Below are 11,104 nucleotides of genomic sequence, written 5' to 3'. Positions count from 1 at the left end.
AACATATTATATGAAGACAAAGACATTCTTGTATGTATAAAACCACATGGAATTGCAACACAAAGTAAAAAAATCGGAAGAGCTGATATGGTTAGCCTTTTGAAAAACCATATTTATCAGCAACAGCCAGAAAAAGGAGAACCATATCTGTCTGTAATTCATCGCCTGGATCAGCCGGTAACGGGAATACTGGTGTTTGCGAAGAGCACTGCAGCAGCAAAAGAATTAAATAAACAGTTGCAAAATCATGGGTTTGGTAAATATTACAGAGCTCTTGTGGAAGGTTGTCCACCAAAAAAAGAGGATACTGTGGAAAACTATATGGTGAAAAATGGGAAAGCAAATACGGCACGAATATGTGATAAAAATACAGAAGGCGCAAAATTAGCGCGTTTGCACTATGCTGTTGTCGAAGAGGGACAGGGGATTTTCCATTTGGGACGGGGAATTTTTAAAAATTCCCCGTCCCAAATGGAACTTGATATCCGCCTTGACACAGGCCGTCACCACCAGATCCGGGTTCAGCTTGCGAACCTTGGATGCCCGATTATCGGGGATACGAAGTATAATCCTCGCGCATCTGAGTCTCGGGAATGGCAGCAGATTCAATTGTGTGCATATCGATTGGAATTTGAACATCCCAGAACGCATAAGTTAATGAAATTCCAGTTATCCACGATGTGATGTGGATAACTGGAATTTCATTTTTTAGAACAAACATTTAAAATATTGTAAATTGTTGAGAAAATACGTTGCATTATTTGTCCATTTATGTATAATAAAAACGATGGAGAAATATTAAAAAAAAAGTATAGTATTAGAAAACAAATAGAGATGGGAGGTGCTGTTTTGGATATTGGTAAGAAGTTAAGAGAGATGCGTCTTCAGAATGATCTGACGCTTGAGGATCTGGCTTCGCGCAGTGAGCTTACGAAGGGATTTCTGTCGCAGGTGGAGCGTAATCTTACCGCACCGAGTATTGCGACGCTTGAGGATATTCTGGAAGCGCTCGGAAGTAATCTGTCAGAGTTTTTTCATGAGGAGGAAGAACGACAGATTGTTTTCTCCACACAGGACTTTTTTGTGGATGAGCAAGAGGATTATCAGGTGGAATGGGTGATCCCGAATGCTCAGAAGAATCAGATGGAACCGATTCTTCTTACTCTTTATCCGCACAAAAAAAGCCATGTACAGTTGGCATATCAGGGAGAAGAATTTGGATATGTACTGAAGGGAAATGTGACAATCGTGTGCGGTAATAAAAAGTACAAAGTAAAGGCCCATGAGACCTTTTACATGGACGGCTCAAAGAGTCATTATCTATACAACCATGGAAACAGTGTGGCAAAGGTGCTGTGGATCACAACACCGCCCATGTTTTAGGAATGAGAAGGGAGAAGTGAGATGGAAGAAAAGAAGCTGATAGAGTTTCGCGATATTGTGAAAAGTTTTGATGGACAAATTGTTCTGAAAGGAATCAATCTGGATATTTATGAAAATGAATTTGTAACTCTGCTCGGACCAAGCGGATGTGGTAAGACAACCCTGCTCAGGATTCTTGGAGGATTTCTCGATGCGGATGAAGGAAAGGTGATTTTTGACGGGGAAGAAATCAGTCAGAAGCCACCATATGAACGGGAACTGAATACTGTGTTCCAGAAATACGCGCTGTTTCCCCATCTCAGTGTATACGAAAATATCGCATTTGGTCTGAAGATCAAGAAAGTAAGTAAAGATATTATTGACCAGAAAGTCATGAAGATGTTGAAGCTGATTGGTCTGGAGGGATATGAAGATAAGAACACAACGCTTCTCTCAGGAGGACAGCAGCAGAGAGTTGCGATCGCCAGAGCACTGGTAAATGAACCGAAGGTCCTTCTTCTGGATGAGCCTCTGGCTGCGCTGGATCTGAAGCTTCGAAAAGAGATGCAGTATGAGCTGAAACGGATTCAGCAGGAGGTAGGAATCACCTTTATCTTTGTTACACATGATCAGGAAGAAGCGCTTACCATGTCGGACAAGATCGTGGTCATGAAAAGCGGAGAGATTCAGCAGATTGGCACTCCTCAGGAGATCTACAATGAGCCGTCCAACCGGTTTGTAGCAAACTTTATCGGTGAGAGTAATATCATATCCGGAACCATGCTGGAGGATTATAAAGTTCGATTTGATGATATTACATTTGACTGTGTGGATTTTGGATTTAAAGAGAATGAGCCGGTGGATGTAGTCATCCGCCCGGAAGACATTGATATCGTAGATGTAAAAGACGGCAAGATGACAGGGGAAGTTCTGAGTGTTCTGTTTAAGGGTGTTCATTATGAGATCATGGTCGAGACGGTTCCTGGTACCCGTGTGACAGTCAATATGCGCGTGATTCGTAATCATGACGTGACCAGTGAAGATGGAAAGGAAAAGATCAGCGCGAATAACTTCTATGTGGATGTGGAAGATGTGGCAGATCTGGATGACAAAGACATCGTTGCGCTTTCCAATGCACAGGCGTGGGATACCGAGAGCGATGATTATATCTCTATCGCAAAGATAGAGTATGAGCTGCGGGAAGAGGAAGGCCAGTATCCGGTTGTATTTACTACAGCAAATGGAACCAGTATTGAAAGAACTATTTTTGTGGTGAATCAGCCGTTTGTTAAGAACGAAAAGGCAAATGAGGCGATTATGGCATTTAACTTCTTTAAAACGGTAGATGAGATCACGGAATCTCAGGCTCTTGATACGGATATTAAGACCTGGGCCAATGCACAGGGATGGAAGTTAAGTGATGAAGATCAGAGTATAGATATCAGTGTGGATTATGACTTTGAGCCGGATGAAGTCAAAGAAGGCGTATATCAGATTACGTTTTCTACTACAGGACGTGAATTCAAGATTCATACAACGGATTATTCTGAGGAAGGTCAGGAGGTCGGTCTGACATTTTTCCCGGAAGACATTCATGTAATGTCTAAGGTGGCTTATTAATGAAGAGATTTTCTCAGCTGGCAATCCCGTATATTGTGTGGGCTGCCTTGATGCTGGTGCTTCCGATGGCACTGATCGCCCTGTATTCATTTACGAACCAGGGCAACAGCATCATCGCATTTTCCTTTACGCTGGAGCATTATGCAAAGTTCTTTACCGACCCGGACTTTTTGCTGATCCTCTGGCGCTCCATTTTGATTGCCGTAAAGACTACAATCATCTGTCTGCTTTTGGGGTATCCGGCAGCATATTTTATCTCCAAGAGCAGCGAAAAGGCACAGAATCTTCTGGTTCTGTGTATTACGATTCCGATGTGGATCAACATGTTAGTGCGAACTTATGCATGGATCGGACTTCTGAGCGAAGACGGCCTGATTCAGAGAATTTTCTCTCTGTTTGGATTCGGAGAAACGGAACTTTTGTATACGGAAGGTGCAGTGCTTCTGGGAATGGTATATAACTTTCTGCCATTTATGATCCTGCAGATACAGACATCCCTCTCCAAGATGGATAATTCCCTTCTGGAGGCAAGTGCGGATCTTGGTGCAAGTCCGGTGCAGACTTTTCGGCGGGTAACACTTCCATTATCCCTGCCGGGAGTGATCAATGGAATTACGCTCGTGTTCCTTCCGGCCGTCAGCTCATTTTTCATTCCGAAATTATTGGGTGGCGGGCAGTATTTCCTGATCGGAAATATGATCGAGAACCAGTTCATTACCGTAGGAGAATGGAATTTCGGAAGCGCGATTTCCGTGATTATGGCAATTATTATGATGCTCCTGATGATGGCGGTTCGTAAGATTGAGATTCGCAATCAAGGTGGAAAGGAGGAATAAGCATTATGAAAAAATCAAAACGTCCTTTCGGGAAATTATTAATGGTGCTTATGATTGTATTCTTCTACCTTCCGATCGTGTATATGGTGATTTTTTCCTTTAATGATGGAAAGTCATTGACCAGTTTTACGGGATTTTCCCTGCGCTGGTACAGACATATGCTGGATTCACAGGATATGATGGAAGCTTTGTATACGACATTCAGTATCGCACTGCTTGCAACATTTATATCAACGGTTGCAGGAACGATTGCAGCAATCGGTCTCAGTAAGTCAAAGAAAATTATCCGGGATATCATGGACCAGGTAAACAATTTCCCAATTATGAATCCGGAGATTGTAACGGCGATTGGTTTTATGCTTTTGTTTATTACATTTCGCATTGAGAAAGGGTATGTGACCATGCTTCTGGCGCATATTGCATTCTGTATTCCGTATGTGATGCTTTCCGTGATGCCTAAGATACGATCCATGGATCCGAACCTTGCAGATGCGGCGATGGATCTTGGCGCAACTCCCTGGCAGGCGCTGACAAAAGTCGTGGTGCCGCAGATTACACCGGGAATCATCTCAGGGGCGCTGATTGCATTTACTATGTCGGTTGATGATTTTATCATTTCCTACTTTGTGACCGGACGTGGAGTGAAAAACTTAAGTATTATGGTGTATACCATGAGCAAGCGTGTGAATCCGAGCATCAATGCAATCTCTACCCTTGTGGTGGTGATTATTACGATTGCGCTGATTTTTATTAATGTAGGGCCGCTGATTGCAGCAAAACGTGCATCCAGGGGCAGAAGCGGCAGAAAACCATATGGATCGGTGATTGCAGTGGTATGCGTACTGGCGATTGTCGTTGGTGTGATTCAGATTCGGAACAAAGAATCGGAATTGCCGTTTGAAGGGCAGACCCTTCATATATATAACTGGGGAGAATATACTGGAGAGAATATTATCCGGGATTTTGAAAATGAGACGGGTGCATCCGTGGTTATGGAAAACTTTGATTCTAATGAACAGATGTATATCAAAGTTGCAAATGGAGAAGCTTACGATATTCTGGTGCCGAGCGATTATATGATTCAGCGTCTGATCGAAGAAGACTATCTGCAGAAACTGGATCAGTCAAAACTGGACTGTCTGGATAAGCTGGATGATGCGGTAAAGAATCTTCCGTACGATCCAGGAAATGAGTATTCTGTGCCATATTTCTGGGGAACTGTAGGAATCGTATACGATAAGACCAAAGTCGATATCGCAGATCTGGAAAGAGAAGGATACAATATCTTCCTGGATGAAAAATACCGCGGAGAGATCTATCTGTATGATTCTGAACGAGATTCCTTTATGATGGCGCTTAAAGCACTGGGTTATTCCATGAATACAGAGAGTGAGGCAGAGATTCAGGAAGCCTATGAGTGGCTGGTGCAGTGTGTACAGACCATGAAGCCGGAGATCGTCACAGACGAGATCATTGATAACATGGCACAGGGAAGAAAGGCACTTGGCCTGATTTATTCCGGTGATGCAACCTATGTCATGAGCGAAAACGAAAACATGGGATATTATATGCCGGAGAGCGGAACCAACCTGTGGTCAGACGCAATGGTTATCCCGAAAAATGCAGCAAATCCGGAATTAGCACATGCATTTATCAATTATGCCAGCGATTATGCCGGAGCATATGATAATTCCAGTTATGTGGGATATACATCGGCTAATCGAGAAGTAATGGATGATCTGGCAGGAGAAGGCGGAGACTTCGAAGGAATCAACGCATATATACCACGAACAGATAATCCAAATGATGAAGTCTTCGTATATAACGAAGATACAAAGAAAATCATCAGTAATCTGTGGAGTAAAGTAAAAATCGCAGCAAGTAACGCAAATTAAATTGGGACGGAGGATTTTTAAAAATCCTCCGTCCCAATTTAATTATCCCCTGTCCCTTTTTTTAAAATATATGCTCTTATTGTATCAAATGATGCCGGCCCAACATCTAATACGGCTTTATGGAAGCTTGTTTGTGTAAAGTTATCCCCCCATTTTTCCACGGCTTCTTTTTTTAACTCCAGAAATTCTATGTATCCGATATAATATTTCAGGTAGTTTGCGGGATCTGCGATGATAAGATCGTAGATATCTTCTATGGTTGTGGAATCAGTTATCCCGTAATTGTGGAAAAATGCGATGGTGTCTAAAAGGGTCCACCCATCATAATGAATCCCCATATCTGCAAGTGCATATAATCCAAGGATGACAGAAGTATTTTTCTGTAGCAAAAGTGCCTGGTCTTTGGGAAGACCGCAGGAGTAGTAGCTGAGCATTTCGCTGTAGGTGGCCCAGCCTTCAGTGTATCCACCGTAATTTAACACGCAGCGAATGGGATCAGGTTGCCGGCTGGCGTAATAGACATGCTGATAGAGATGTCCGGGATATCCTTCATGGGCCAGTGTTGTATAGAGGGTGAGGGTGTCGGTCATGCGGCCCTGATTGATATAGATGATATTTGTCTGTGTGTTGTCGATGGCAGGAACCATGTAAAAGGCAGGGCTTAAGTATTCTTCCATGGATTCCTGAACATACTTGATCTGTGTATCTACGTCCGGCAGATCCGGAAAGGAATTATCAAGCTTTTTTCGGAGGTCGAACAGAATTTCATCTGGTTCTGTAATATCAAGAAGAGTTCCCTGAGAGCAAAACAGATCTGAGGAAACGGAGGAATTCTGTTCGGATATACTTCCTGACATATTTTCGGATAATACCTTTTGCATGGCATTTAAGTCGGATAGAATCTGATTCCCGGTAAGTGTCTGAAGTTCTCTAATCGTGCGGCCAGATCCCGTCTCCTGTGCAACAAGAAGTTCATAGTATTCTTTTCCTTCCGGAAGATAGCAGAGCCCGTTATTGTTTTTTCCGGTGTCGCGCAGTGTGCGCAGGCCTTCTCCCAGTTCTCTATAGGCGGGAAATACATATTGCTCCAGGTAATCGTTGTTCTTGTTGACGTAAGAACGTCTCTGGCTGTCGGGCAGATCCTTCAGTTCATCCATACGCTCTTCAAAGGAAGTGTACAGATAATGCTCTTTTCCGATAGCCGCAAATGCGAGACATTCTTCAATCAGAGCATCCGCACTGTAAGAAGCCATAAAAAGCCCGGCATCCGCTTTTGCATGTTCGAATTGCAGAATGGACTGAAAGTATTCCGGGGTTTTCGACAGGAGTTCCAGATAAGTATCAACATCGGAACATGTGTAAAATGGGTACTCGGATAATAGAATCGGCAGTTGAGCCTGTGTTCCGGTCAGAGGGGCCAGAGGCTCTTCGTACAGAGAATACGGTGCTAGAGAGAGGGCGCTATCCAGATAGTCATCCAGGACATCGTAGGTCAGTTGATTTTGATCAGATAGCGCAGAACGATTATAAGAATGCAGCTTTGCCTGTTCATTTTCCAGAGCAGCGCAGATGGAAGCAGTATCTGTTGTACAGCTTCCGTAGGTAACCGGAGGATCTGGGATTCCGTAATCGGAGGGCGTTTTTAGGGTATAATGAAGGGTAATTGTACTGCCGGAAACCTCCTGGCAGAATAGATTCCGTGTATAGGCAGAGAAGGCCTGGTCGGCATTAGTATTCAGCAGTGTCGGAAGAATAAAAGCTCCGGTCAGAATACACAGAACAATAAGTACAGCAGCTACAAGAGTGAGAGAATGTTTCCTGGAACGTTTTTGCATAGGAGTCCTCGGAACATAATTTGTATCACTATATGCGAAAATGCAATCATTCATGCAAGAATGCAATCATTCATGCGAAAATGCAATCATTCATGCGAAAATGCAATCATTCATGCGAAAATGCAATCATTCATGCGAAAATGATGGCATCCAGATAATAAAACAGACAAAGATGTGGTTAATTTTTACAATAATGTCTTGGTTAGTTTTTACCGTGTTGTTGGAGAGGGGTTCGGGTGATATGCTTAAGAAAATGGGGAAGAATTATATGTGTATAAAGGAATGAGATATCATGAACAAAAAACGACAGAAAGACACAGACATTCTCCTTCTTCTGGGAAAAGCCCCCAAGGAAGGGATGGCACTTCTTGTGGAACGATATACTGGACTGATCTGGAAGGTCATATCTTTGTATCTTTCTGATCCGGAAGATATTAAGGAATGTACCAATGATACATTTGCAGAATTTTACTTTCAGAGAAAGCGGTTTGATCCGGAAAAAGCGGGGCTGAATATCTACCTGACGGCAATTGCCCGCAACCTGGCGATCTCCTGGTATCGAAAGGAGAAGAGACGGAAAACAGGGGCCTATGCGGAGGAATATATTTCCGTGGATCGGCAGATGGAGCTTGTGGAGATCCGGGCAGATCTGAATAAAGCGATGGCTGTTCTGAAATCGGATGAATCACAGATTATCCACATGAAATATTATGAGGGAATGACAGTGCGGGAGATTGCTGATTCACTGGAACTTCCCTATGAAACGGTGAAAAAAAGACATCAGAGAAGTCTTGGAAAGCTTCGTCATCAGATGTTCCTGTTCATGATACTTTTTAGTCTGTTGATGATTACTGCATGCAGTTACAGGATACTTGTACATTATAGGGTAATTCCGGATTACTTTCATATCCTGTTCCCGGGATTATCTGAGGAAGAGGATGAAAAAGATACAGAACCGGAGATCCATCCGTTATTGATTCATGTTCCGGATCTGGAAGAGCCGGGAAAGCAGGAGTCAACGGAAGAGCCGGAGGTGACAGAAGATATGACAGCATATCAGTCCGGACAGACGTCTCCGACTCTGGAAGAAGAGGCAGCAATACCAAACTTTACCTATGTTCCCGGATATGGTGTGAACTGGGAACCGGATGCTCCGTTTTATGTTCTTCAGGATTCTGATACGATTGAAAATGAATGGGTCACGCTGGAGCTGACAGATGCGGTCTATGTAAATCATACGATGCGGGTAGAGCTTCTCTGTACATCAAAGGAAGAAACTCTTCTGGATCTGAGCACATCCATGAGACTGGTCGGGAGCAGTCCGATCCTGAATTGTGAAAATAATCAGTGGAAATGTAAATATGTATCCAGCAGACAGCTGACTTCTTATCAGGAAAGAATAGAAGTGTATTATGAAAATATTGATCTTCCGGATACAGAGAAAGAGCCGCTTCAGATGTCGCTCAATAATCTTTTCCAGATAGAAGAGCCGCTTTTCTTTACACTTGTGCCTGCAGATGTTGCGGAAACACCGGAATATGTATATCAGCTGGAAGAATACGGGGGGCTGATTGCTATTCCGAGACTGGAGGATGGCTGTCTGATCGTGGAGATCTATCCGGTAAATGCAGACGAAGAATTCATGATCCTTCCGGAGCTGATCAGAGGGCGCTATGGAGAGAGTGAAGGCGGGCAGGTGACGGTCACCGGATCTGACGGGACGGAGAAGACCGGACAATGTGTTGGCTACAGCCCATCACAGAATGTGGATCATTTTGAATGGAACTTCGGACAGGCGGAGCCGGGAGAGTATACGCTTCATGTTCCGTATGTATATCAGACGACGAGCCTTCCGGAAGATTTTGTGATACCGCTCAATCTGGCAGAAGAGAGCTGGGAAGACAGATGCTATGAACTTCCGGAGGGAAGCCTTACCATTAACAGTTGTACCGGAAGTGTGTCACAGGATGGACGTGCGGCATGGGAGATACAGATAAAATATCAGTCAGAAAACAAAAATCGTATGATCTCACAGCTGTATTTTTCAAAAAAATGTCAGGAACGCGAAGATTATGTTCCGGAAATCTATCCACCGGGAAGTATTGTCTATGAAAAGCCGGGAGTAGATTTCAATATAAAGCAGGTAGACGGGGTAAATGGTCTGATATACGGTGAAGTGCTGGTAAATACGGACAGATATGATGCCTCCGGCTTTCAGATCACTTCCCTGTCATCACATTATACCGGCCATCCGGCAGGCGTTACTTATCGCTGGAACCAGAACTTTGATCTGACTTTTACGGTAAATATTTCTGAATAATATGTCCCCTTTCGCCCTGCAGATGCGAATGTAATATATAAAGATGCTTTTTACTTTATATATAATATTTTTGCATCCGGAGGGGGCTGCCGATGATGTATACATATGTAAATCATACCATTCTTTCACTTGCCAGAGAATGCATATCCATGGAAATGCAGGAGCGTCCTGAGCTTCTGTGGCTGAAATCCCGTCATGCGCGTATTCAGAAAAAATACAATTTCAGAAATAAACAGGAAACAGATCGGTTTCTTTATGAAAGCATGTATGGACAGAAGCCTCTGAAGTCATCCGAGATTATGAAAATGCGCTACTGGCGTACCGGTCGTTACACACCTGGAAACCGGGAACAATGCCTGTTGTACGGGAGAGCGCTTGAACTGTCGCAGGACGATATGCGTTATCTGTTGCAGAATTATTATGACCGTAGTCTGGATGTCTACGACCCGGACACCTGTCCGGAAGATTCCGGATATCTTCAGCGAGCGGCGTATATGAAAGAACTCACAGATGCCTATCTTCAAAAAATCCCGGTGGAAAAACTGGCTTCTTTTAAAGTGCCGGCGAATGCGCCTGAAAGCTGTCTGCGGCATCTGTATTTTACCGATCTCTTTTATTATGTGCATTCACAGATGACTCCGGATTCAGAACATCTGCAGCGTCATATCGTCAGTACCCGTTATGATTCGGAATTCAAAAGACAGCTGAAGCTCCTGGGAGAGATCCCACGCAAAACGATGCTGCGGCATCTGATTATATTTGATCTTCCGAATCTGACCTTAGAGAAACTGAATCGACAGCTTGAATTTTTCGGATATCTGCCCCTGTGCGAAGAGCATACCATGACAGGAGGGGAGCGGCTGGACTGGCTGCTGATCCGGCTGATTGAGCTGTATGAAGAGACGTGTGCAGGAAAAGAGGAAAAGGAGTGCCTGGCATGGTTTCGGGAAGCCTGCCGTATACTGGATCGTTTTTTTGTGGAATCCGGGAAACAGAGGATGCGGTTTATGTATTTTAAATCCCTGGATTTAGAAAGAAATAGTTTATAAAAAATAAGATTTTGGATATATTTAGACTTAAGAGTGATTGACAGACAATAATAGAGCCGATTTCAACGGGAAACGATTGAAATCGGCTCTTATTTTGAGTTTTGTTTTCATGAGATAAAGAACTGATAAGGGATAAAATATTGACTTATAGTTCACATTTCTATATAATCAGTGTATAAGGTTGAGA

General features: G+C 43.4%; 7 protein-coding genes and 1 pseudogene. 7 read left to right on the top strand and 1 reads right to left on the bottom strand.

Annotation, left to right across the window (positions count from 1 at the left end; translation table 11 throughout):
- The 5 genes and pseudogenes from JQM82_RS12270 to JQM82_RS12250 form a co-directional block, all read left to right on the top strand.
- On the top strand, positions 1–684 hold a 684-nt coding region (locus JQM82_RS12270), incomplete at its 5' end, for a pseudouridine synthase family protein (RefSeq protein ID WP_268827734.1).
- Positions 685–849: 165 nt separating this feature from the next.
- On the top strand, positions 850–1,383 hold the full coding sequence (locus JQM82_RS12265) for a helix-turn-helix domain-containing protein (RefSeq protein WP_235250629.1): 534 nt from the start codon (positions 850–852) through the stop codon (positions 1,381–1,383).
- A 21-nt stretch (positions 1,384–1,404) separates the two neighbouring features.
- Positions 1,405–2,490 (top strand): annotated as a pseudogene (locus JQM82_RS16240) (ABC transporter ATP-binding protein); the annotation flags it as partial.
- 491 nt (positions 2,491–2,981) lie between these two features.
- On the top strand, positions 2,982–3,818 hold the full coding sequence (locus tag JQM82_RS12255) for an ABC transporter permease (protein WP_235250628.1): 837 nt from the start codon (positions 2,982–2,984) through the stop codon (positions 3,816–3,818).
- Positions 3,819–3,823: 5 nt separating this feature from the next.
- Positions 3,824–5,713, top strand: coding sequence for an extracellular solute-binding protein (locus JQM82_RS12250; RefSeq protein ID WP_235250627.1), 1,890 nt, complete (start codon positions 3,824–3,826; stop codon positions 5,711–5,713).
- Between the two features lie 38 nt (positions 5,714–5,751).
- On the opposite strand, the gene JQM82_RS12245 is transcribed toward JQM82_RS12250, so the two are convergent.
- Positions 5,752–7,548: a DUF885 domain-containing protein gene (locus JQM82_RS12245; RefSeq protein ID WP_235250626.1), complete on the bottom strand. Its 1,797-nt coding sequence runs from the start codon at positions 7,546–7,548 to the stop codon at positions 5,752–5,754.
- 292 nt (positions 7,549–7,840) lie between these two features.
- On the opposite strand from JQM82_RS12245, the gene JQM82_RS12240 reads away from it, so the two are divergent.
- Positions 7,841–9,868 carry an RNA polymerase sigma factor gene (locus JQM82_RS12240; RefSeq protein ID WP_235250625.1) on the top strand — a complete coding sequence of 676 codons (2,028 nt, stop codon included), beginning with the start codon at positions 7,841–7,843 and terminating at the stop codon, positions 9,866–9,868.
- Positions 9,869–9,960: 92 nt separating this feature from the next.
- Positions 9,961–10,917, top strand: a complete 957-nt coding sequence (locus JQM82_RS12235) for a hypothetical protein (RefSeq protein ID WP_235250624.1) — start codon at positions 9,961–9,963, stop codon at positions 10,915–10,917.
- The last annotated feature ends 187 nt before the right edge of the window (positions 10,918–11,104 follow it).

The sequence above is a fragment of the Faecalicatena contorta genome, from assembly GCF_021531995.1.
GTDB classification, from domain to species: domain Bacteria; phylum Bacillota; class Clostridia; order Lachnospirales; family Lachnospiraceae; genus Dorea_A; species Dorea_A contorta_A.
This window is presented reverse-complemented; position numbering and strand designations above follow the sequence as displayed.

What these genes read in the sequence shown, in the direction of transcription:
- JQM82_RS12235 (WP_235250624.1), top strand. Translation starts at nt 9,961, where the DNA reads ATGATGTATACATATGTAAATCATACCATTCTTTCACTTGCCAGAGAA.
- JQM82_RS12240 (WP_235250625.1), top strand. Translation starts at nt 7,841, where the DNA reads ATGAACAAAAAACGACAGAAAGACACAGACATTCTCCTTCTTCTGGGA.
- JQM82_RS12255 (WP_235250628.1), top strand. Translation starts at nt 2,982, where the DNA reads ATGAAGAGATTTTCTCAGCTGGCAATCCCGTATATTGTGTGGGCTGCC.
- JQM82_RS12250 (WP_235250627.1), top strand. Translation starts at nt 3,824, where the DNA reads ATGAAAAAATCAAAACGTCCTTTCGGGAAATTATTAATGGTGCTTATG.
- JQM82_RS12245 (WP_235250626.1), bottom strand. Translation starts at nt 7,548, where the DNA reads ATGCAAAAACGTTCCAGGAAACATTCTCTCACTCTTGTAGCTGCTGTA.